The sequence below is a fragment of the Crossiella sp. NPDC003009 genome, from assembly GCF_053591555.1.
The window spans coordinates 1-23,248 of record NZ_JBSFUA010000036.1; the positions used below are offsets into that span (position 1 = coordinate 1).

Annotated in this window: 17 protein-coding genes; 10 read left to right on the forward strand and 7 right to left on the reverse strand. The window is 72.0% G+C overall.

Features of this window, described 5'->3' with window-relative positions:
* Positions 1-134 precede the first annotated feature (134 nt).
* Together ACWDY5_RS29530 and ctaJ are read right to left on the reverse strand one after the other, a co-directional pair.
* Positions 135-614 (reverse strand): DUF5130 family protein, encoded by a 480-nt coding sequence (locus ACWDY5_RS29530; protein WP_449725418.1) that lies wholly within the window; start codon positions 612-614, stop codon positions 135-137.
* Positions 601-855, reverse strand: a complete 255-nt coding sequence (gene ctaJ / locus ACWDY5_RS29535; protein WP_449725419.1) for an aa3-type cytochrome oxidase subunit CtaJ — start codon at positions 853-855, stop codon at positions 601-603. Before ctaJ ends, ACWDY5_RS29530 begins: the two co-directional genes overlap by 14 nt.
* Before the next feature lie 654 nt (positions 856-1,509).
* On the opposite strand from ctaJ, the gene ACWDY5_RS29540 reads away from it, so the two are divergent.
* Complete coding sequence (locus tag ACWDY5_RS29540) at positions 1,510-2,025, forward strand: hypothetical protein (protein WP_449725420.1); 516 nt, start codon at positions 1,510-1,512, stop codon at positions 2,023-2,025.
* Positions 2,026-2,034: 9 nt separating this feature from the next.
* Here the strand turns inward: ACWDY5_RS29540 and ACWDY5_RS29545 are convergent, their stop codons facing one another.
* A complete protein-coding gene (locus tag ACWDY5_RS29545; protein WP_374213372.1) occupies positions 2,035-2,700 on the reverse strand; it encodes an HNH endonuclease in 666 nt (221 codons plus the stop codon).
* A 154-nt stretch (positions 2,701-2,854) separates the two neighbouring features.
* Between ACWDY5_RS29545 and ACWDY5_RS29550 the strand changes: the two genes are divergently transcribed.
* The 9 genes from ACWDY5_RS29550 to ACWDY5_RS29590 all read left to right on the forward strand — a co-directional run bounded on the left by ACWDY5_RS29550 (position 2,855) and on the right by ACWDY5_RS29590 (position 12,390).
* Positions 2,855-4,954, forward strand: coding sequence for a prolyl oligopeptidase family serine peptidase (locus tag ACWDY5_RS29550; RefSeq protein ID WP_449725421.1), 2,100 nt, complete (start codon positions 2,855-2,857; stop codon positions 4,952-4,954).
* A 181-nt stretch (positions 4,955-5,135) separates the two neighbouring features.
* Positions 5,136-5,543 (forward strand): hypothetical protein, encoded by a 408-nt coding sequence (locus ACWDY5_RS29555; protein ID WP_449725422.1) that lies wholly within the window; start codon positions 5,136-5,138, stop codon positions 5,541-5,543.
* Between the two features lie 8 nt (positions 5,544-5,551).
* Complete coding sequence (locus ACWDY5_RS29560; RefSeq protein ID WP_449725423.1) at positions 5,552-6,163, forward strand: DUF3558 domain-containing protein; 612 nt, start codon at positions 5,552-5,554, stop codon at positions 6,161-6,163.
* A 23-nt stretch (positions 6,164-6,186) separates the two neighbouring features.
* The gene (locus ACWDY5_RS29565) at positions 6,187-7,425 is read left to right on the forward strand and encodes a hypothetical protein (RefSeq protein WP_449725424.1); all 1,239 of its coding nucleotides are present in this window, start codon (positions 6,187-6,189) and stop codon (positions 7,423-7,425) included.
* 22 nt (positions 7,426-7,447) lie between these two features.
* On the forward strand, positions 7,448-8,257 hold the full coding sequence (locus ACWDY5_RS29570; protein WP_449725425.1) for an ESX secretion-associated protein EspG: 810 nt from the start codon (positions 7,448-7,450) through the stop codon (positions 8,255-8,257).
* A 52-nt stretch (positions 8,258-8,309) separates the two neighbouring features.
* Complete coding sequence (locus tag ACWDY5_RS29575) at positions 8,310-9,287, forward strand: mechanosensitive ion channel family protein (protein ID WP_449725426.1); 978 nt, start codon at positions 8,310-8,312, stop codon at positions 9,285-9,287.
* A 12-nt stretch (positions 9,288-9,299) separates the two neighbouring features.
* Positions 9,300-9,692 (forward strand): globin, encoded by a 393-nt coding sequence (locus ACWDY5_RS29580; RefSeq protein ID WP_449725427.1) that lies wholly within the window; start codon positions 9,300-9,302, stop codon positions 9,690-9,692.
* Positions 9,693-9,791: 99 nt separating this feature from the next.
* Complete coding sequence (locus ACWDY5_RS29585) at positions 9,792-11,390, forward strand: glycoside hydrolase family 13 protein (protein ID WP_449725493.1); 1,599 nt, start codon at positions 9,792-9,794, stop codon at positions 11,388-11,390.
* A gap of 76 nt (positions 11,391-11,466) precedes the next feature.
* Positions 11,467-12,390, forward strand: coding sequence for a DMT family transporter (locus ACWDY5_RS29590; protein ID WP_449725428.1), 924 nt, complete (start codon positions 11,467-11,469; stop codon positions 12,388-12,390).
* A gap of 5 nt (positions 12,391-12,395) precedes the next feature.
* Here the strand turns inward: ACWDY5_RS29590 and ACWDY5_RS29595 are convergent, their stop codons facing one another.
* The 4 genes from ACWDY5_RS29595 to ACWDY5_RS29610 all read right to left on the reverse strand — a co-directional run bounded on the left by ACWDY5_RS29595 (position 12,396) and on the right by ACWDY5_RS29610 (position 23,238).
* Positions 12,396-13,031 (reverse strand): hypothetical protein, encoded by a 636-nt coding sequence (locus tag ACWDY5_RS29595; RefSeq protein ID WP_449725494.1) that lies wholly within the window; start codon positions 13,029-13,031, stop codon positions 12,396-12,398.
* Positions 13,024-13,455, reverse strand: a complete 432-nt coding sequence (locus tag ACWDY5_RS29600) for an acyl-CoA thioesterase (protein WP_449725429.1) — start codon at positions 13,453-13,455, stop codon at positions 13,024-13,026. Before ACWDY5_RS29600 ends, ACWDY5_RS29595 begins: the two co-directional genes overlap by 8 nt.
* Positions 13,455-18,452, reverse strand: a complete 4,998-nt coding sequence (locus ACWDY5_RS29605; RefSeq protein ID WP_449725430.1) for an NAD-glutamate dehydrogenase — start codon at positions 18,450-18,452, stop codon at positions 13,455-13,457. Before ACWDY5_RS29605 ends, ACWDY5_RS29600 begins: the two co-directional genes overlap by 1 nt.
* A gap of 199 nt (positions 18,453-18,651) precedes the next feature.
* Entirely contained in the window at positions 18,652-23,238 is a 4,587-nt protein-coding gene (locus ACWDY5_RS29610) for a diguanylate cyclase domain-containing protein (RefSeq protein WP_449725431.1), read from the reverse strand.
* Positions 23,239-23,248: the final 10 nt, after the last annotated feature.

Sequence of the window (23,248 nt, forward strand, 5' to 3'; positions counted from 1 at the left end):
CGCGAGCTCACGGCCGAGGCCGATGACGACACGAGCTGGGACCGGGCGCAGGGCCGGGTCACCGAGGAGTTCAAGACCCTGGAGGACACCCTTCATCAGACCGATGGGAACGCCGCCGCTGACGTTTCAGCTGGTCAGTGCTGCTTGGGACCGGCCTGGTCGGCCAGCATGCGCAGTCCGCTGACCAGGCCGCCCGGCAGGTCGCCCTCCTTGAAGGAGGCGACCATGCTCATCACCGCGAGCTTGCAGCCGCGGTCGGCCAGCCTGCGCCCGGACTCCGCGCCGGTGACGATCTCCAGCACCCGCTGGCCGGGGGACACCGCGATCAGCACCGCGTTGGCCGCCTTGGCGCCGAGGGAGCCGTGCAGCTGCTCCGCGCGGGCGCGGGTGTCCTCGCCGAGGTCGCCGAGGTAGATGCTGAAGTCCAGGCCGGAGCTGCGGCTGGACAGGGTCAGCGCCTCGTCCAGGGTGGCCAGCTGGGCCGGGCTGAACGGCAGCTTCGGGCCGTTGTCGCTGATGTGCCTGGCCGAGGAGATCCGGCCGTGCGGCATCAGCGCCTCGCCGAGGGCCAGGTCCTTGGGGTCGACGCGGGTCGCCACCTCACCAGTTGCCACGGGCACCTCCCCGAGCGGTGACGGCGGTCGCGGCCGCCTCGTTGTCTTGCGCCGCGGCAGCGGCGGAGGTGGTCAGGCCAGCGGGGTTGGCAGTCCACCACACGGGCTCGTGGGGCCACTCCTGGCCGGGCCGGTAGCGCTGGCCCCGGCTGGAGTTCGGCCACATCGTCAGCAGGGTGATCCCGAGGTACAGCGCCAACGGGATCCCCGCGAAGACGAGGATGGTCTCCAGGACGGTCACGGCGGCAACTGTAGATGGTGGGTCCCGGCTGCGCTGGCAGTGGTCCCCGTGCGGCCGTTCGCGGGTATTCGCCAGGTTTCGGCCGGAGGCCGCGGAAGGTAACCCGGAAGTGTGACCCGCGACGCACCACGGCTCCGAAGCCACTCGACCGGCCCAGCTCACTGGGCCAGTCGGCCCCGATCCGAACAGCGGCAAATGGCGGCCGCTTTGGCGGCTTGTCTGCGGCGAGCCAGGCTTCTACTTTTCACCTATCCGGGTCTTGTGCACGCAGACTCTTCCACGCAGAGCAGCATCCCACCGATGGGAGACGCCAACATGTCGGATATCAAGACTCTCGAACAGAGCAACGACCACACCCGTTCGGGTAAGTGGTCACTCATCCGCAATGCAGGCGTGCGCATCAGCAACTTTGATGGCGTCCGGATCAGCGGACGCGCCGGGGTACGCATCAGCGCCGTTGATGACGTTTGCGTCTCTGGTCACGCAGGGGTGCGGATCAGCGGCCGGGCGGGTGTCCGGATCAGCTCGGCGGACACGGTGCGTGACGGCGTGCGCATCAGCGGAGTCGATCGCGGAGTGCGCATCAGCGGAGCTTCGGGGGCGCGAATCAGCGGGGCCGAGCGTGGGGTGCGGATCAGCTCGGCGGAGCGTGGGGTGCGGATCAGCGGCGTGGACCGGGGCGTGCGGATCTCCGCCCAGGACGGTGTGCGGATCAGCGGCGAGGCAGGCGTCCGGATCAGCGGAGCCGAGCAGGGGGTGCGGATTTCCGCCCGGGACGGTGTGCGGATCAGCGGTGAAGCGGGTGTCCGGATCAGCGGGGCCGAGCAGGGCGTGCGCATCTCCGCCCGCGACGGTGTCCGCATCAGCGGCGAGGCAGGCGTCCGGATCAGCGGCGCTGAGCGCGGGGTGCGCATCTCCGCCCAGGACGGTGTCCGCATCAGCGGTCAGGCCGGGGTTCGCATCAGCGGCGAGGCGGGTGTCCGGATCAGCGGCGCTGAGCGCGGGGTGCGGATCTCCGCCCGCGACGGCGTGCGCATCAGCGGCGAGGCGGGCGTGCGGATCTCCGGGCGCGCCGGGGTTCGCATCAGTGCTCGCGATGGGGTGCGCATCAGCGCCGCCGATGGCGTGCGGATCAGCGCCCAGGTTCCCGCGCTGGCCGTGGCGGCCTGAACGACCGGGTCAGGCGGCGGGTTCGCCGAGGTAGGGCAGCCACTGCGGGTCCGCGTCGGGCACACCGGCGAGCAGGCGCCAGTGCTGTCCGCGCGGGGTCCTCGGCACCACCCGCAGCCGCCAGCCCAGCTCGCTGAGCAGCTTGTCGGCTTTGCGGTGGTTGCACCTGGCGCAGCAGGCGACCGTGTTCTCCCAGGTGTGCTGACCGCCTTTGCTGCGCGGGACCACGTGGTCGATGGTCTCGGCCCGGCCGGCGCAGTAGGCGCAGCGGAACCGGTCGCGGTGCATCAGGGCGGCGCGGGTCAGCGGGATGCGGCCTCGGTAGGGCACCCGGACGAAAGTGCTCAACCTGATCACCGAGGGCACCGCGACGGTCTCGCTGGCGGAGTGAACCTGCAGGCCAGCGGTGTCTCCGTGGACGATTTCCGCTTTGCCGCAGACAAGAAGTACGATCGCTCGGCGCACCGGGAGAGCCGTCAGCGGCTCGAAGGTGGCATTCAGCAACAACACACGGCGTCGACCCCAGCCAGGGGTCGTCTCGCTAGGGGCCGCCCGTTCCTGCGCAGGCACAGGAACGCACGCGGCCAAGGCCGGCGGGACCCCGTTCGAGGACGAACGGACCCGCGGCGTCTGCCCACCGGCTACGCCGATGGGAGTCGGTTGTCGGTCGGGCACGCGACCACCTCCACCGGGTCAACACGTAGTCGACCACATAATGCGCTATTCGCGCACCTGTGATCTGTAACGTGTCGGGCAGGCTCGCCCGAATCTACGGTGAACGAGCGGCTAACCGGTGGAGTGACAAGCCTGTATCGGTACTGTTCCGATCGTGAGCCAGTCGCGTCCCGCAGCCTCGACCTACCCGCCCGCCGAGCGCCTCGACCTGGTCGACGAGCTGCACGGACACCGGTTGCCGGACCCTTACCGCTGGCTCGAAGACGCCGCCGATGAACGCACCCAGTCCTGGTCGGCCGCGCAGGACGCGCTGGTCAGCCCGCTGCTGGCGGAACTGCCGGGTCGCGCCGCGGTGGCCGAGCGGGTCGGCACGCTGCTGCGGTCCGGGTCGGTGTCCGCGCCGTTCTGGCGCAACGGCCGGGCCTTCTTCACCCGCCGCCTGCCCGGTCAGGAGCACTCGGTGCTGCACGTGCGGGAGGCCGACGGCAGCGAGCGCGCGCTGATCGACGTGGCCGCGCTGGACCCCTCCGGCCTGACCACCCTGGACTACTGGGTGCCCAGCCTGGAAGGCGACAAGCTCGCCTACCTGCTCTCCAGCGGCGGCGACGAGGAGTCCCAGCTGCACGTGGTCGACGTGGCCACCGGCCGGGTGCTGGACGGGCCGATCGACCGGGCCCGCAACTCGCCGATCGCCTGGCTGCCCGGCGGCGAGGAGCTGTACTACGTCCGCCGCCTGGCGCCCGAGGCGGTGCCCGCCGGCGAGGAGCTGTTCCACCGGCGGGTGTGGCGGCACCGGCTGGGCGCCGACCCGGCCAAGGACGAGCTGGTGCACGGCGAGGGCCTGGACAAGACCAACTACTACGGCGTGCGCCTGTCCGCCGACGGGCGCTGGCTGGTGGTCGACGCCACCCCCGGCACCGCGCCCAAGGAGTCGGTCTGGATCGCCGACCTGGCCGGTGACGGCAAGCTGCGCCAGATCGTGGACGAGGTGGACAGCGCCTACTGCACCGCCTGGGTCGAGCGCGACGGCAGGCTCTACCTGCTGACCACCCTGGACGCCCCGCGCTGGCGGCTGTGCGTGGCCGACCCGGCCGAGCCCGGCCAGGAACACTGGCGCGAGCTGATCGCCGAGGACCCCGGCTCGGTGCTGGAGACCGCCCGCTGGCTGGACGGCTCGCTCGCCGTGCTGCGCAGCCGCCACGCGGTCTCCGAGGTGCACCTGCACGATCCGGCCGACGGCAGCCACCTCACCCAGATCCCCTTGCCCGGCACCGGATCCGTGCACGGACTCTCCACAGTGGACAGTCTCACCACGGCGGACGCCGACACGCTGTGGATCGGCTGGACCGACTTCGTCACCCCGCCCAGCGTGCACCGGCACGTGCGCTCCACCGGCGTCACCGAGCTGCTGGAGTCCGCGCCCGGCTCGGTCGAGGTGCCCTCGGTGCACACCCAGCAGCTGGCCTACACCTCGGCCGACGGCACCACCGTGCACATGTTCGTGCTCTCCCCCGCCGCCGAGCCGGACCGGCCGCGGCCCACCCTGCTCGGCGGCTACGGCGGCTTCTCCATCAGCTACTCCCCGTCCTACAGCGCCTCCGCGCTGGCCTGGGTCGAGGCGGGCGGGGTGTACGCGCTGGCCTCGCTGCGCGGCGGCGGCGAGGAGGGCGAGGCCTGGCACCAGGGCGGCATGCGGGCGAACAAGCAGAACACCTTCGACGACTTTCACGCCGCCGCCGAACACCTGATCGCCACCGGCTGGACCACCAGCCCGCAGCTGGCCATCCAGGGCGGCTCCAACGGCGGCCTGCTGATGGGCGCGGCGATCACCCAGCGCCCCGAGCTGTACCGCGCGGTGGTCTGCTCAGCCCCGCTGCTGGACATGGTCCGCTACGAGGAGTTCCTGATCGGGCGCATCTGGAAGGACGAGTACGGCTCGGCCGCCGACCCGGCCGAGCTGGAGTGGCTGCTGTCCTACTCCCCGTACCACCACGTCCGGCCGGGCGTGGCCTACCCGGCGGTGCTGTTCACCGTCTTCGAGTCCGACTCCCGCGTGGACCCCTGCCACGCCCGCAAGATGTGCGCCGCCCTGCAGGCCGCCACCAGCGGCGACCCGGCCACCCACCCGATCCTGTTCCGCCGCGAGACCGACGTGGGCCACAGCACCCGCTCGATCTCCCGCACCGTCTCGCTGACCGCCGACACCCTGTCCTTCCTGGCCGGCGCCACCGGCCTGACCTTCGGCGGACAGTGACCGGCCGCACGTTCGCGTCATGATCGCGGTACCCGTGCGTCACCACCGTTGACAGGCCGTGACCAAGCCGGGTCACGGTCCACAAACGACAGCGCGAACCTGTGGGAACCCGCCCTGCGGTGTCCGCGTCGAAGGTTACGATGCGAGACGGCATCGAGCGCAGTAACTGGGAGGGTGTGACATGCCGCCACGGGATCCGGATGCGGATATCTCGCCAGGGCAGGCGAGGCTCAATCAGCACTACGCGACCGACTACTCCTCGGCTAAGACCGGCGGCAAGTTCAAGGTCGACAAGGCACACGCGCAGAAGGCGATCGACGGTCTGAACCTGGCCATCGAAGAGATCAAGGCGATCGAGGAGGAGGCGCGGCTGCTCCGTCAGCTCAGCGCGCCCGGCCGCGATCCCTACAGCGCGGTCGCCGTCGAGAAGATCACCGAGCGCGCGCTGGACCAGGCCGGCTGTCACGGGCAGGCCAACAAGCAGTACCGCGAGGCGCTGGAAGCCATGGTCGCCAACCTGACGGCGGTCATGAAGGGCTATGCGGACGCGGAAGACATGAACACCAAGCTTGGAGGCAAGGCGCAGTGAGCCGCAGGGTGCTGATCGCACTGACCACCGGACTTGCTCTGGCGGCGGTCGCCGGTTGCTCCGGGCCCTCGAACCCGCCCGCCTCCTCCGGTGCGACGAGTTCGGCCAGTGCGGCCACCTCCACCAGCGCAGGGCTCGCACCGCCCATCACCCAGCCCAAGCTCGACGTCGCGGCGTTCGAGGGCAAGACCTGTTCGCTGCTCACCGAGGCTCAGTACATCGAGCTCGGTGCGGAGAAGGCCGGCACCGCGCGGGCTGCCGCGACCGGTGAGATCTGTGCCTGGAACACCAAGCGCAACCCGAACACGAACCTCAACGGCCGGTTCAGCGTCAACATCAACAGCAAGACCGCGGGCGGCCTGAACCAGATCTACGCCGACAAGAGCAAGTACAAGTACTTCGAGGAGAAGCCGGTTGCCGGCTATCCCTCGGTGCACATCAACGAGTCGGTGCCCTTCGACAGCGGCGACTGCGGCACCGCTGTCGGCATCAACGACAACGTCATCCTGAATGTCGTCGTCCTCATCAGCGACAAGGCGGCGCCCGAGTACAAGGCGCCCTGCGCGCTGGCGGACAAGGTCGCCGAAAAGGTGATCGCGACTCTCAAGGGGGGTAGCTAGTCATGGCTCCGGATCCCTCGTGCATGCCCCGTCCGAACGCCTACGACGGGAAGACGATCTACGAGTTCTTCCACAAGGACGCCAAGGGCGCTGAGGCCACCACGGACCCGAACTACGAGGCGTGGCAGAAGCTCGGCGACCGCTACCTGACCGTCCGCGACATGGTCGAGAACGCGCTGGCGGCGGGCAAGGTGGCCTGGGAGGGCCAGGCCGCGGACCAGGCGCACGCGGTGGCCTCGCCGTTGGCGGCCTGGGCCGGTGCGGCCAAGAACGTGTGCACCGAGACGGCCTACAAGGTCGCCTCGCAGAGTGGTGACTTCCGGACGGTCAAGGACAAGGTCGAGATGCCGCCGGACCCGGGTGAGGAGCCCTGGCTCAACGGTGCGGCGTGGTGGGAGACCGACTACGACGAGGCCAAGCGGGTTCAAGGGGAGAAGACCACCGCGAACCAGCAGGCACTGACCGAGTACGCGGCGCAGAGCGAGACCAACACCAGCAACATGCCGCAGTTCATCCCGCCGCCTCCGGTGACCCCGGACACCAGCGGGACGAACCCGAACGAGGTGGACCCCGGCAAGCGCGACCCGAACGATCCCGGCGGGATCGGTGGCGGAGACCGCAACGGCAGTCGTACGCCGAACATCCCGAACCTCCCGCAGGGTCTGCCCGGCGGGGACGGGCGGCCGCCTGGCACCGGTGGTCTCCACGACCAGGTCGACCCGAGTCTGGTGAAGCCGCCGCTGGTCGAGCCGCCGCGGCCGCCGTACCTGCCGCCGACTCCGCCGGTGCAGCCGCCGCCGATTCAGCCCCCGATCGCGCCGCCCATCGGCACTTGGCCGCCGGGGCAGCAGCCGCCCAACGGGCCCGGTCGTGGGCCTGGTGGTGGGGCGCCGCCGCGGATGCCGGGGATGCCCGGTGGCGGTGGTGGTGGCCGTGGGCCTGGCGGCGGTGGTGGCGCTGGTGGGTTCGGGCCGCGTGGTGGCGGGTTCGGGCCCAGTGGGGCCGGGTTCGGGCCTGGTGGGTCCGGCGGTGTCGGTGCGGACGGGCACGGGCCTGGCGGGCGCGGTGGCGCCGGCGCGGGTGGGGCCGGTGGCCGCGGTGGCATGGGCGCCGGTGGCGGTATGGGCGGCGCGGGTGCGCGCGGCGATGAGGACAAGGAACACAAGCGGCCGAGCTACCTGGTCGAGTCCGATGACATCTGGGGTGACAACACGCTGGTCGCGCCGCCGGTCATCGGGGAGACCCCGCCCGGGTACCGCTGATCGCGCAACCTAGGAAGAAACCGTGCTGAGAGCCAGAGTCACCATCTCGCTGCCTGCCTACGACATCGTGTGGGAAAGCGAGAACCTGCAGGACAAGCACCCGACCCTGAGCATCCCCTCCTACGGGGAGACCTACCAGGATCGGCTTGACGTGCAACGGCGGGCCTGGCAGGAGCTGGAGGGGCTGGGCCTTGCCCGCAACGGCAAGGCCCACCCCGACCTGGTGGACACCTTCCACATGCTGGAGCGGCCGCAGCGGGAGTTCTACGGCTGGTTCAGCGCCCCCGGCGGCGAGGGGCAGCGCGCCGCGCTGTCCGCGGCCTCCGGGGACGACGCGGTGCTGGCCGAGATCATCGACGAGAAGCTGGTGCTGACCCCGCTGCGGCCGACCGGGCTGATCGACGCGCTGGTCTCGGTGCTGCCGGACAAACCTGCCGCGCGCGGGCAGTCCTTCAACTTCCCCGCCGACAGCATCGGCGACGGTGGTGGCGGTGGTCGGACCGGTGGACGGCACTCCCGGCCGGAGGACGACGGCGGCGGGTTCATGACCTCCTCGCGCGGCAGCGGCGGGCCCAGCCCGCAGCGGCTGAAGGAGATCATGGACAAGCCGCGCACCGGCGGCGGGCAGCTGTTCGTGGCGGCCCGCGACCGGCTCGGGTCGCGCAAGCGGGCCGAGAGCCCGCTCACATTCATCGACAACACCGACGGGCGCTACCTCGGGCAGAAGATGCGAGGTCCGGACGGTAGCCAGTGGGTCATCGTGGCCCCTGCTGACAAGCGCACGCTGGCCCAGAAGCTGTCCGAGATGGCCGCCTCGGTCAGTGGTCGCTGAGACCGCTCCGTAACATGGCACCGTGCCGAACGTTGTCACCTTAGTTAGTGACATGACCGTCGAGTCATCAGTGCGTGAACCACAGGAGTGGCTGCTCAGCTCGGCTGAGTGGCTGGCCAACAACCCGTGGGTCATCACCAAACCCATCAAGATCATCTTGGTCATGGCCGGCGCGTTCCTGCTGCGCTACGTGCTCCGGCGGATGATCGACAAGCTGACCGCGAACTCCGGCGCCGGGCGGGTGCCGGTGCTGCTGCGGCCGCTCAAGGAGCGCGCGCCCGAAGCGCTCAAGGCCGCGGCCGGGCCGCTGCTGTCCGAGCGGCGGGCGCAGCGGGCCAAGACCATCGGCTCGATATTGAAGTCGATCACTTCGATCCTGGTGTTCGGCATCGCGTTCCTGATGATCCTGGAAACGCTGACCATCGACATCACGCCGATCATCGCCTCGGCGGGTGTGCTGGGCGTGGCCATCGGTTTCGGCGCGCAGAACCTGATCAAGGACTTCCTGTCCGGCATCTTCATGATGCTGGAGGACCAGTACGGGGTCGGCGACGTGGTCGACCTCGGCCCGGCCACCGGCACCATCGAGACGGTGGGCCTGCGGGTCACCACGCTGCGGGACGTCAACGGCACCGTCTGGTACGTGCGCAACGGCGAGGTGCTCCGGGTCGGCAACTCCAGCCAGGGCTTCGCGGTCGCGGTGGTCGACTTCCCGCTGGCGCACACGGTGGACGTGGCCCAGGCGACCGAACTGATGGCCGAGGTGGTCACCGAGGCGGCGAGCCAGACGCCGCTGCTGGAGGACGTGCTGGAGCCGCCGGAGGTGCTCGGCGTGGAGAAGGTCACCTCGGACACGGTGACCCTGCGGATGACCGTCAAGGTACGACCCGGCCGTCAGTGGGCGGTGCAGCGCGCGCTGCGGGCCAGGATCATGGCCGCCTATGACGAGGCCGGCATCGAGCCGCCTTACCCGAACGGGCGACCTGGCGGGCCGGAACTGCCGCCCGCCCCGGCCGGATCCAAGACCTGAGCAACGGGGAGAATGGCTGTCGTGGGCACTCCGGAAACCTTCTACGACCTCGTCGGCGGCGAGGAGACCTTCCGTCGCATCGTGGGGCGCTTCTACGCCGAGGTCGCCAAGGACGAGGTGCTGCGGCCGATGTACCCGGAGCAGGACCTCGGCCCGGCCGAGGAGCGGCTGCGGCTGTTCCTGATGCAGTACTGGGGCGGCCCGCACACCTATTCCGACCAGCGCGGACACCCCCGGCTGCGGATGCGGCACGTGCCGTTCACCATCGGCCCGATCGAGCGGGACGCCTGGCTGCGCTGCATGCGGATCGCGGTGGACGAGGCGGGCCTGGAGCAGGAGCGCCGGGACCAGCTGTGGGCGTACATGGAGATGGCCGCTAACAGCTTGGTCAACTCCTGGGTGTGATCCAGACCGCGAAAGTCGGGAAACTCACGGATCACCCAAGTGGGCCTTGAATGTCGGACCCGGATGGCAGGATGAACCATCGTGCGACGATCGCCCGAGGTGGACCCCGACATCGCGGGGGGCAGTGCTGATCCTGCCGCCGCGTCCGACTGGTGGCGGGACTCCGTCTTCTACCAGGTCTACGTGCGCTCTTTCGCCGACTCCGACGGCGATGGGGTCGGTGACCTGGAGGGCATCCGGTCCCGGCTGGGCTACCTGGAGCTGCTCGGTGTCGACGCGCTCTGGCTGACCCCGTTCTACCGCTCCCCGATGGCCGACCACGGCTACGACGTGGCCGACCCGCGCGATGTGGACCCGCTCTTCGGCGACCTGGCCGCCTTCGATCGGCTGGTCGCGGACGCGCACGCGCAGAACATCAAGGTCACCGTGGACCTGGTGCCCAACCACAGCAGCGAGGCGCACGAGTGGTTCCAGGCCGCGCTCGTCAGCGGCCGGGGCAGCCCGGAGCGGGAGCGCTACATCTTCCGCGAGGGCCGCGGCCCCGACGGCTCGGAGCCGCCGAACAACTGGCCGAGCATCTTCGGCGGACCGGCGTGGACCAGGGTCCAGGACGGCCAGTGGTACCTGCACCTGTTCGCCCCCGAGCAGCCCGACCTGAACTGGCAGCACCCCGAGGTGTGGGCGGACCTGGAGCGGACGCTGCGGTTCTGGCTGGACCGGGGCGTCGACGGGTTCCGCATCGACGTGGCGCACGGCATGGCCAAGCCGGACGGGCTGCCGGACATGAACCCCGAGGACATGCCGGGCCCGCACCTGCTCTTCGACAACAACCGGGACCCGCGCTTTGACAACGACGGCGTGCACGACATCCACCGCATGATCCGCAAGGTGCTGGACGAGTACCCGGGCCGGATGGCCGTCGGCGAGATCTGGGTGCAGGACGACGAGCGGATGTCCCGCTACGTCCGCCAGGACGAGCTGCACCTGGGCTTCAACTTCCGGCTGGTGGAGACCGACTTCGACGCCGACTCGGTGCGCGGGGCGATCGACCACTCGCTGGCCGCGGTGCGCGAGGTCGGCGCGCTGCCCACCTGGACGCTGTCCAACCACGACGTCATCCGGCACGTGACCCGCTATGGCGGCGGCGAGCTGGGCGTCAAGCGGGCGCGGGCGATGACGCTGGTCGAGCTGGCGCTACCCGGCGTGGTCTACCTGTACAACGGCGAAGAGCTGGGCCTGCCCAACGTGGAGCTGCCGGACTGGGCCCTGCAGGACCCGTCCTGGGAGCGGTCCGGGCACACCGAGCGCGGCCGGGACGGCTGCCGGGTGCCGATGCCCTGGGAGGGCGACCAGTCACCCTTCGGCTTCTCCCCCGGCGAGCACACCTGGCTGCCGATGCCGCCGGAGTGGGTCGCGCTGACCGTGGAGGCCCAGCTGGAGGACCCGGCCTCCATGCTCTCGCTGTACCGGCAGGCTCTTGAGCTGCGCAAGACGCACGGGGCGATCAGCGGCGAAGAGGTGGAGTGGTACGGCGCGCCCGCCGGCTGCTTCGCCTTCCGCCGCAAGCCGGGCGGGCTGATCTGCGCGCTGAACACCTCCGGCGCGCTGGTCCCGCTGCCGCCGGGCGAGGTGCTGCTGGCCAGCGGCCCGCTGGCCGGTGAGCAGCTGCCGCCGGACACCGCGGCCTGGCTGGTCTGAGCCACCGGCCTGCTCGTCCGACCGGCTGGGAAACCCGGTCGACGCGGCTCGGCCGGGTGCCGCAGGATCGGCGGCGATGAACACCGCACGCGCCACCGTCCTGGTCCTCGCCGCCGCCGTGCTGTTCGGCACCACCGGCACGGCACAGGCCCTCGGCCCCACCGGCCTCGACCCGCTGACCGTCGGCTCGGCCAGGGTGGCGCTGGCCGGGGCGCTGCTGCTCGGCCTCGCCGTGCTGCGCGGGGCCTTCCGCGGCCTGCCACCGGCCCCCTGGCCGCTGGTCCTGGTGGGCGCGGCCGCGGTGGCGCTGTTCCAGGTCGGGTTCTTCTCCGGGGTGTCGCTGGCCGGGGTCGCGGTCGGCACGATCACCGCGCTCGGCTCCTGCCCGGTGTGGACCGGGCTGGTGCAGTGGCTGGTCACCAGGGAACGGCCCAGCCGGACCTGGCTGGCCGCGACCACGCTCGCGGTGGCCGGGGTGGGCACGCTGGTGTTCGCCAGTCCCAGCGGCACGGGGAAGGCCGCGGACGCGGTGCTGGGCGCGGTGCTCGCACTGGCCGCCGGGCTGGGTTACGCGGTCTACACGGTCTGCGCGGCCAGGATGATCTCCGCGGGGCAGCGTTCGGACGGGGTGATGGGCCTGCTGTTCGCCGGGGGCGGGCTGGTGCTGCTGCCGATGCTGCTGTGGCGCTGGCCGGGCGGGCTGGACGGCGGCGACCCGGCCTGGCTGTCCGGGCTGGCCGTGGTCGGCTACCTGGTGCTGGTGCCGACCGTGCTGGCCTACCTGCTCTTCGGCGCGGGGCTGCGGGTGCTGCCCGCGGCCACCGTGGCCACGCTCAACCTGGCCGAGCCGGTGGTGGCCGCGCTGCTGGGCGTGCTGGTGCTGGGCGAGCCGTTCACCACCGGCGGCGGGATCGGCGCGCTGCTGGTGCTGGCCGGGCTGGGACTGCTCGCGCTGCCCAGCCGGGCCAAGCGGCGGGAACCCGTGGCTCCCGCCGCCTGAGGACTTCAGACCAGCAGCGGCAGCAGGGCGTGCCTGCGGCGGACCACCGCGCCGAAGCGGGCGTCGATGCGCAGCCAGGCGTCGGTCGCGGTCACCTTCACCACGTCCTCGGCCGGGCCACCGCTGAGGAAACCCATGCCGGACAAGGCGAACAGCACCCGCAGCGGCACCTTCACGTCCAGCCCGCTGCCAGAGACGGTGAGCACCGTCTGGTCCAGCAGCGAAGCGGGCGGGGTGCCCTGCGGGCCGGTGTTCTCCTTGGCCAGCTCCACCCCCCGGTCGGCCAGCTCGCTGATCACCGCGACCGGCAGCAGGTCCACGTGCTGCCAGCCGATCGCCGGCGGCAGCGCCGACCGCCACAGCATGTCCCGCGGCGGACCGGGGTCGACCCGTTCGCCGCCGACCACGGCCAGCGCGGTCAGCAGCTCGTTGCCGGTCACCGTGATGTCCGCAGGCTGGATCGCGCCCTGGACGGACCTGGTGGCCAGCACGTCGAACGGGGTGGCGGCCCACGCTTCCAGCAGCCCGCCCTCGCGTTCCTTCAGCCGCACCGCCACCTGCTGGTCCAGCCGTACCGCCCTGGCCACGAACGCGCCGAGATCGTCCCGCTCCACTGGATCGGGCACGTGCAACTCAGCCAACACTCTCCCCCACCTGGTAACCGGCGAGGAACTCCCGCTCGGCTCCACTCAGTCGTCGTGGTCGTTGTGCGGACACGTCGAAGGGGACCAGCGTGGTCCTGGCGACCGCCGCGACCGGGTCCCCCGCCGCCGGGCCCGTGTGCAGAGTGTGCCGCACCACGAAGGTGGCGTGCCGCAGGTCCTCGATGCTCACCTCGGCGTAGACGTCACCGCCGGTGTAGCGCAGCTGGCCCTTGTACTCGACTTCCAGCCGGGACAGCACCAGGCCGTTGGCCATGTCGGTGAACCCGAGCCGCGCCGCCTCCACGAACAGCAGCCCGGCCCGGGCCTCCTCCAGCAGGGTGACCACGGCCGCGTGGTTGACATGGTTGAACACGTCCATGTCGGCCCAGCGCGGCCGCACCTGCGTGATGTATACGGGCATCAGCGGACGATACTGCGCACCCGGCGGGCCACCACCGACAGCGTCGGCAGGTCCAGCTTGCCGACTTCCTTGATCTCCTGCAGCGCGGCGCGGGCGCGGGCCAGCCTCGAGGAGTTGGCCTGCTCCCACTTCTCGATCTTCTCCGCCACGCTGTCGCCCACGTCGCTGGTGCGCAGCACGTCCAGGGTGATCTCCCGCAGCGAGGCGTAGAGGTCGTCCCGCAGCGCCAGCCTGGCCAGCGCGTGCCAGCGGTTGCCGCGTTCCAGCGCGCTCACCGAGGTGAGCATGCGGTCCACCTCCAGGTGCTCCGACAGCGCGTAGTACATGTCGGCGGCCTCCCGCTGACTGTGCTCGCCGACCACGTTGTCCCGCTCGGCCAGCTCGGCCACCTCGGTGACGTCGAGCAGGCAGTAGGTGTGCAGCAGCGAGGCGACCCTGCGGGCCAGCTCGACCGGCACGCCGTCGGCGACCAGCTTCTCCGCGTGCTCGACCACCTGCTCGCGTTCCCTGCCGCGCAGCAGCTCGATCGTGTCCGGCCCGACCTCGCCGATCAGGCTCTGGAAGCGGGCGATCTCCGCGCCGACGGCCAGCGGCTGCGGCCGGTTGGACAGCAGCCAGCGGCAGGCCCGGTCCAGCAGCCGCCGGATCTCCAGGATGATCTCGTCGGCCACCGCGGTGGGCACCACGTTGTCCAGCTCGTCCACCGCCCGCCACAGCGACGGCAGGTCGAAGACCTTGGTCACGATGGCGAAGGCGCGCACCGCGTCGGTGGCGCTGGCGTTGAGCTCCTCGGTCAGCCGGAAGGCGAAGGACACGCCGCCGCCGTCGACCACCTCGTTGACCAGCAGCGTGGTGGTGATCTCCCGGTGCAGCGGGTGCCTCGGGATGGCCTCGCCGAAGCGCTCGCGCAGTGCGGAGGGGAAGTACTCCGGCAGCCGCCTGGCGAACGCGCCGGACTCCGGCAGGTCGCTGGCCAGCACCTCGTCCTTGAGCGCCAGCTTGACGTGCGCGAGCAGCGTGGCCAGCTCCGGCGAGGTCAGGCCCTGACCGGCGGTTTCCAGCTGCTTGAACTGGCTCCGGCTGGGCAGCGCCTCCAGGGTGCGGTCCAGGCCGGTGCGCTTCTCCAGGTCGGCGACCAGCCTGGCGTGCACGGACAGCATCGGCGCGGCGTGCGCGCGGCTGATGCCGAGCACCGCGTTCTGCCGGTAGTTGTCCGCCAGCACCAGCTCGGCGACCTCGTCGGTCATCTCGGCCAGCAGCTCGTCCCGCTGCGCGCCGTCCAGCCTGCCGTCGGCGACCAGCCGGTCCAGCAGGATCTTGATGTTGACCTCGTGGTCGGAGCAGTCCACCCCGGCGGAGTTGTCCAGCGCGTCGGTGTTGACCTTGCCGCCGGCCCGGGCGAACTCGATCCGGCCGAGCTGGGTCAGGCCCAGGTTGCCGCCCTCGCCGACCACCTTGACCCGCAGCGCCTTGCCATCCACCCGCAGCGCGTCGTTGGCCTTGTCGCCGACCTCGGCGTGCGACTCGGTGGAGGCCTTGACGTAGGTGCCGATGCCGCCGTTCCACAGCAGGTCCACCGGGGCCAGCAGGATGGCCTTCATCAGCTCCGGCGGGGACAGCTTCGCGGTGCCCTCCGGCAGGCCGAGCGCCGCGGCGACCTGCGGGCTGACCGGGATCGACTTGGCGCCGCGCGGGAACACCCCGCCGCCCTCGCTGATCTTGGTCCGGTCGTAGTCGTCCCAGGAGGAGCGGGGCAGCTCGAACATCCGCCGCCGCTCGGCGAAGCCGGCCGCCGCGTCCGGGTTCGGGTCCAGGAAGATGTGCCGGTGGTCGAAGGCGGCCACCAGCCGGATGTGCTCGGAGAGCAGCATGCCGTTGCCGAAGACGTCGCCGGACATGTCGCCGACGCCGACCACGGTGAACTCCTCGGTCTGGGTGTCCACCCCCAGCTCGCGGAAGTGCCGCTTCACGCTCTCCCAGGCGCCGCGGGCGGTGATGCCCATGGCCTTGTGGTCGTAGCCGACCGAGCCGCCGGAGGCGAAGGCGTCGCCCAGCCAGAAGCCGTAGTCCTTGGCCACGCCGTTGGCGATGTCGGAGAAGGTCGCGGTGCCCTTGTCCGCGGCGACCACCAGGTAGGTGTCGTCACCGTCGTGCCGCACCACCTGGTCGGCCGGGACCACGGTGCTGCCGTCGGGGCCGGCGGCCAGGTTGTCGGTCAGGTCGAGCAGGCCGGAGATGAACATCTTGTAGCAGGCGATGCCCTCGTTCCAGGTCGCCTCGCGGTCCAGGCCGGCGTCCCCGGTGGGCTTGGGCGGCTGCTTGACCACGAAGCCGCCCTTGGCGCCGACCGGCACGATCACCGCGTTCTTCACCGCCTGCGCCTTGACCAGGCCGAGGATCTCGGTGCGGAAGTCCTCCCGCCGGTCGGACCAGCGCAGGCCGCCCCGGGCCACCGGGCCGAAGCGCAGGTGCACGCCCTCGATCCTGGGCGAGTAGACGAAGATCTCGAACCGCGGCCGCGGCTCCGGCAGGTCGGGGATGGACCTGGGCTCCAGCTTGAAGGCCACGTACGGACGCGGCTCGCCCTGCTCGTCGCGCCAGAAGTAGTTGGTGCGCAGGGTGGCGTTGATCAGGGTGAGGAAGCTGCGCAGGATGCGGTCCGCGTCCAGGCTGGTGACCTCGTCGATCCGGGCCGCCAGCTCCGCGCGCAGGTTCTCCGTCTGCGAGTTCCTGGTCTCTTCCGACAGCGCCGGGTCGAAGCGGGTCTCGAACAGCCGGACCAGCGCGGTGGCCACCTCGGTGTGCGCCAGCACGGCGTCCTCGATGTAGTCCTGGCTGTACGGCGTGCGGGCCTGGCGCAGGTACTTGGCGTAGGCGCGCAGCAGCGCGGCCTGCCGCCAGGTCAGCCCGGCGCGCAGCACCAGCTGGTTGAACCCGTCCACCTCGGCCTGGCCGCGCCAGGCGGCGGCGAAGGCCTCCTGGAAGCGGATGCGCACCGCGTCCAGGTCCTCGGTGGCGATCCGGTCCAGCACCGCGGTCTCCAGCCGCAGGCCGAAGTCGAAGATCCAGCACTGGGCGCCGTCCTCGCGGCGGATCTCGTAGGGCCGCTCGTCGACGACCTCCACGCCCATCCGCTGCAGCATCGGCAGCACCTGGGACAGGGTGACCCTGCGCCCGCACAGGTAGAGCTTGAACCGGCGCTCGCCGGGCTCGGCGTGCTCCGGCACGTAGAAGGACAGCGCGGACTGGCCCTCCTGGTCGAGCAGGCCCTGCAGCCTGCGCAGGTCGGCCAGGCCCTCCTCGGCGGAGAAGTCCTCCTTGTAGGCCTCCGGGAAGGACAGCGCGTACCGCTGGCCCAGCTCGGTGGCGGACTCGGTGCCCGTGCTCACCGGATGTCCCGCCGTCTCGGCCTGCGCCCGCCGCTCGGCCAGCACCGCGTCCACCATCAGGTCGTCCCAGCTGCGCACCGCGTCGGTGAGCTGCTGCTGGATCAGGGCGGCGTCCGGCTCGCTGTCCACGGTCGGGTCGGTGTGCACCATGAAGTGCACCCGCGCCAGCTGGGACTCCCCGATCCTGGCGCTGTACTCCAGCGAGGTGCCGGACAGCTCGGCCAGCAGCACCTCCTGCATGGCCAGCCGCGAGGTCGTGGTGTAGCGGTCGCGCGGCAGGTAGACCAGGCAGGAGTAGAAGCGGCGGTACGGGTCGCGGCGCAGGAACAGCCGCAGCCTGCGGCGCTCGGCCAGCGCGAGCACCTTGGTGATGGTGTCGTAGAGGCCGTCGATGTCGGTGGAGAACAGCTCGGTGCGCGGGTAGTTCTGGATCTCCTCCAGCATCCGCTGCCCGGAGTAGGACTCCAGCGGGAACCCGGCGCGGCGGATGACCTCGCGCACCCGGTGCTGGATGACCGGGATGTCGAGCACGTTCTCGTGCAGCGCGATGGTGGTCAGCACGCCGAGGAAGCGGTGCTCGCCGGTGACCTCGCCGTCCGGGCCGAAGGTCTTCACGCCCACGTAGTACGGGTAGACCGAGCGGTGCACCGTGGAGGGCGCGGAGGCCTGGGTCAGCACCAGCAGCTCGGGCGCCAGCGCCTGGGCCGCGGAGTCCGGGCCCGCGGTGAGGCTGCGCGCGGCCAGGCTGTCCTGGCGCAGCACACCGAGGCCGGAGGCGAGCACCGCGCGCAGTGCCGGGTCGCCGTCCGGGGTGTCCCTGACCAGCTCGTAGTGCCTGTAGCCGAGGAAGGTGAAGTGATCGGCGGCGAGCCAGCGCAGCAGCGCGGCGCCATCGGCCACCTCGGAGCCGTCCAGCGGCGGCGGGTTGCTGGTCAGCTCGTCGGCCAGCTGGGTGGCGGTGCCGATCATCTTGTCGGTGTCCTCGACGACCTCGCGGACGTCGTTGAGCACCGAGAGCAGCCGCTGCTTCAGCTCACGGGCGCGGTCCGGGTCGGTGATGAGGTCGACTTCCAGGTACATCCAGGACTCGGCCAGCGCGTCGGATGGCGGGTCGACCGGGTCCGCGTCGGTGAGGACCTCGAGCAGACCACCGGTGACGTCCCTGCGCACCACGACGATGGGGTGCACCACGCGCTGGGCCTGCACGCCGCCCCGGGAGAGCTCGGCGGCCACCGAGTCCACCAGGTAGGGCATGTCATCGGTGACGATCTGCACCACGGTCGCCGGGCAGCTCCAGCCGTCGGCGCCGGTGCTGGGGTTGAGCACCCGGATCGCGGGCCTGCCGGGCACTCGGCTGGCGGCGAGCTCGTAGTGCGAGCGGACGGTCCCGGCGAGCACGGCGGGCTCGTCGTCGGTGACCTCCTCCGCCGGGGCGTGGCGGTAGTAGAGCTGGATGAGATCGCCGATCTCCGGCGCGGTCGCGGCGGCGCGAGCCAACAGCTCGTCGCGGACCTGTTCGGGGCTGGCGGGCACTCCGGGGGTGGACTCGGGGTTGGTGGTCTCGGTGCGTGACGGTGCGGCGCCCAACGGTGCTCCGGTCGGTTTCATGTGCGGCTTGCTCCACAGCTCCCCGGCACCTCGGTGTGCCGGGACCAGGTTCACCCTACGACTACGTTCGGCTTCCCGTGGGGGCAGGGAGGCGCGGAAAGGTCCCTGGCCAGCAACGGAATCGGTCACCGAAACGATCAAGGGACCAGATGCCGGCCAGGTGTGACTGAGATCGCGTCACTTTGGGCCAGCCGGCCGTTCACCCGAAGGACGGGTCCCGCTTCGGCGGCGTCCAAGCCTGTTCCCTGGGCCCGTCGACCACCCGCGGCTGCGGCTCGGTCGGGTCCTCCACGTCGGGATAGCGCGGCGGCTCCGGCAGCATCGAGGCACTCGCGGTGGCATCCATGGCCCTGGCATACCCGAACGGATCCGGATCAGGCCCGGCGAACGGATCGGGCGCCCCGGTGATCTGGGGGCCGCAGCGACCGGTGAAGGGGCCGTCGTCGTCCTCGGGCGGCGGGGGCTGGACGGGCTGGTGGAAGCCGCTGGTCTCGGCGCGGTGGACGGTGATCCGGTTGTGCAGGAGGTCGGCCGGGGTGGTGGGGCCGATGATGGTGACCGGGGGGTTGGGCTGGTTGCGCTGGTAGGAGGGGGTGGCCGGATCGCTGGGATAGGCGGGGTCGGCGGGGTAGCTGGATTCGGCCGGGTAGGTGGAGGCGGCCGGGTAGCTGGGTTCGGCTGGGTAGGCGTGGTCCGCTGAGGCTGGGTAGCTGGCGGCTGCCGGGTAGGTGGGCTCCGCTGAGGCTGGGTAGGCGGGGCGGGGCGGTTCGCTGCCCGGGTAGGCGGGTTCCGGGGGCTCGGGAGCGCTTTCCGGTTCGGGAGCCGGGTCGGCGTAGTCGGTCTCGGGGTCCTCGCGGCGGCCGGTCTCGTAGGCGGCGAGGGCCTCGGCGAGCAGTTCGGCGAGCTTGGCGTCACCCCGGGACCGGCGTTCGGGCCCCTCTGCCGATGTGTCGGACCATTCCGGGGGTTGCTGGGCGGGCTCGGCTTCGCGGGGCATGAGGTCCGGGTGCGGCGCGGTCTCGCGGTGCAGGTGCTCGGCCGGCTCGGACTCCCGGGGGGCGAGGTCCGGGTGCCGCGGCTCCGGCTGCGCGAACTCCTGGTGCGCGCCGTCCCGGTGCCCGGATTCTCCGTGCGCGGCGTTCTGGTGCGCGGCGTTCTGGTGCGCGGCGTTCTGGTGCGCGGCGTTCTGGTGCGCGGCGTTTTGGTGCGCGGCGTTTTGGTGCCCGGCGTTGCGGTATTCGGCTTCCCGGTGCCCGCCATCCTGGTGCGTGGCGTTTTGGTGCCCGGCGTCCTGGTGCGCGGGCTCCTGGTGCGCCGCCTCCTCGCGCCCGGCCCCTTGGTGCGCCGCCTCTTGCTGCCCGGACTCGTGGTGCCCGGCCTCGTGGTGCCCGAAGTCCTGGTGCGCGGCCGCTTGGTGCCCGAACTGCTGGTGCCTCAACTCCCGGTGCCCGGACTCCCGGTGTGCGGGCTCCTGGTGCGCGGCCTCTTGGTGCGGGGCCTCTTGGCGTTGCGCCGCTCCCTGGCGCTCGGCCGTCCGGTCCGGGGTGTCGGCCTGGGGTTCGGCGGATCGGGGCGGCGGGGGCAGTGCGGGCTCGTACCCGGTCTCCGGCTCGGTGTCCCGCAACGCCTGCGCCCAGTCGAAGTCCAACGCCTCCGCCAGCGACGAGGACCTGCGCCGCGTCCGGACTTCCGGGGCCGGCGCCGGTTCCTCGACAACGGGCGGCTCGGCGGCCACCGGTTCGGGTTCGGGCCGCGGTGCCGGCTCCGGCTCGGCGGGTGCTTCCAGCTCTGGTTCCGGCGCGACCTCGGCCGCGGGCTCGTCGTAGTCGACAGTGGCCGCCCGCACCGACGCGAAGTCCGCTGGCGCCGCGACCGGTTCCGCCGCCACCGGCCGCGACCCGGTTAACGAGGCCGCGTCGAGCTCGGCCGGCCGCGGCGTTTGGTCGGTGATGATCGGCTGCGGCGCGGTCGGCGCCTCGAAGAACAACGGCGCCTCGGACTGCCCGAGCGCCTCCGGCTCCGGCGCCGGGCGCTCCCTGGGCGGCAGCGCGGCGAACCTGGCTTCCGAGGCGACCCGGCGGCCGGTGGGGTCGGGGCGGGCGTGGCTGCCGGTGGACTCGGCGGGGTTGGCCGGGGGCTCGCCAATGGGGGTGGCGGCAGGGGCCGGGAACTCGCCGGTCGGGGTGCGGGTGGCTGGCTGGGCGGGGAACTCGCCGGTGGTGGCCGCGGCGGGGATGGAGAACTCGCCGGTGGTGGCGCGGCTGGCCGGGGCTGGGAAGTCGGTGGCGCGGGTGGGCGTGGAGAAGTTGTCGGCGGTGGCCGGGGCCGGGAACTCGCCGGTGGCGGCGCGGGTCGGCGACGGGAAGCTGCCGGTGGTCTCTGCTCGGGTGGGCTGGCGGTGGCCGGTGGGGACTGCCTCGGACTCACCGGTGGCGGCCGAGTGCTGGCCTGCCGGGGTCGCGGGGTCGGGCTCGCCGGTGGGCTGCGGGCGGGTGACGGCCGGGAACTCGCCGGTCGATGCCGCGTGGGTGGCCGTCGCCGGAGCGGAGAACTCGCCCGATGGCGCCTGGTGGTCGGCGGCTGCCGGGATGCGGAACTCGCCGGATGACATGTGGCGGGTGGCCATCGCCGGGGTGCTGAACTCGTCGGACGGAATCTGGCCGGTGGCCGAGGCCGGAGCGGCGAAACCGTCCGGCGGAGTCTGGTCATCGGCCGCGGCGGGGGTGCCGAACTCGCTCGACGGGGCCGGACTGGTGGCCGAGGTCGGACTGGCGAAATCGCCCGATGGCGGCTGACCAGTCGCGGAGGTGGAGCTGGCGAAATCACCCGGCAGGGCCTGACCAGTCGCGGCGGCGGGGCTGGTGAAGCCGCTGGGCGGGGTTTGGTCAGTGGGGGTGGCGTATCCGCTTGATTGCGTCTGGTGGGCGGTAGTGGCTGGGGTGGGGAAGTCGCTCGTTGGCGACTGGCGGTGGGCCGTGGTGGGGGTGGGGAACTCGCCTGTCGGCTGGGGGGTGGCTGCCGCGAAAGTGGGGGAATCGGCCGTTCGCGCTCCGCGGGGGGCAGCGGCGAAGTCACCGGTGCTGGGGGCGCGGTGGGTGGTGGGTGGGCGGTCGTTGGTGTTGGCGCGGCGGGCCGGAGTGGGGAGGTCGGCGGCGCGGAAGCGGGGTGGGGTGGTGGCGTGTTTGGCTCGAGCCAGGGCGCGGTCGGCCTCGGTGATGAGGACGTCGGCTCTGGTGCCTGGGCGGTGCTGGGCGACGCCGGTGTTCACCGTGACCGGCAGCGCCGGGGACAGGCCCGCGACCTCGGTGCGGAGTTGTTCGGCCCAGCGCTGGGCCTGGTCTTGGGTAGCGCCCGGGAGCAGGACCGCGAGCTCCTCGCCGCCGACGCGGGCCACGGCGGCCTGCTGCGGGGCGGTGTCGCGGACGCGGTCGGCGACCGTGCGCAGCAGTTGCTCGCTGACGTGGTGCGGGGCGGTCTCGTCGAGTTTGCCGACGTCGAACAGGACCAGGGTGAGGGCGTGGCCGGGGTCGCCGCCGTTGACCACCGCGTCCAGTCTGCGGCGGAAGCCGCTCTGGTTCAGCAGGCCGGTGAGGTCGTCGATCTCGGCCGCGGTGCGGCGCAGCATCGGGACCGCGCCGCGTGGGGTGTCCCTGCGCACCCGGCCGCGGCGCAGCATCGCGGTGACCTGCTCGCGGAGGCCGGCCGCGGTCTCGCCGTGCAGCTGGGGCACCGGGATCTGTTCGATCAGCGCGACCCGGACCGCGTGCACCGCGCGCTGCCGCCTGCGTTCGGCGGCGTAGGCCGTGCGCAGGCAGGACAGCGCGTCCGCGTAGTCGCCGCCCATCTCGTGCACGTGCGCGAGCGCGGTCAGGCTTTCCGCCAGCAGCGGCTCCAGGCCGTGGCGCTGGGCCGAGTCGGCGGTGGCACCGAGCAGTTCGGCGGCCAGGTCGGGCTGGCCGGAAGGCAGGTACAGGCGAGTGGCCAGGGCCAGCCGGATCCAGCCGACGCTGGAGGCGACCGGGGCGCGGACCGCCTGCTCGAGCAGGTCGTACGCGGCTGACCGCGCCTCGCCGGGTCGGTTGGAGTCCAGCAGGGCGCACACCAGCTGCAGGATCAGCCGGGCGCGGGCGTGGCCGCTGTCGGCTGCCGGGTCGGCGAGCTGGTCCAGCAGGGCAAGGCCCTCCCTGGCGGCGTGCACCGCCGCTGGCAGGTCGCCCCAGCGGCGGTGGTGCGCCGAGGCCACCGAGTGCAGCAGGCCGCGCAGCACCAGGACGATGTCCGGCTCCAGGTCCGGATCCTCGCCGTAGAGCTGGTCGGCCTCGGCCAGCGCCTCGGTGAGCTCCGGCACGCTGCCCAGGTGCGCCAGGCAGTCCACCAGCTGGACCATGGCCGCCGCGCGCAGGCCCTTGGGCGCCGTGCCCGCCTCCAGCACGGGGCGGAGCACGGCGAAACCGGTCAGCGGCGCGCCGACCACCCTGGCCGCGTTGGCCAGTTCGACCCGCAGCCGCCAGGCCAGCTCGGTCTCGTCCAGGGCCTCGGCGGCCCGCAGCGAGGCCACCGCGCGTTCGGCGACGACCACCCCCTGGCCGAGACGGTTGAGCGCGAACAGCGTCAGCGTCTCGGCCCGGAGGCGGGTGTGCTCGTCACCGTCGGCGACGGCGAGTTCGGCGGCCCGTTCGCTGAGCATCCGGCTCAGCTCCGGCGCACGCCAACGAAGCTGCCAGGCGGTGGCGATCAGTGCCCCCGCCTTGCCGTTCTTCGCCCGCTCTGCGCCCAAGGCCGCCACGGAGTTCCCC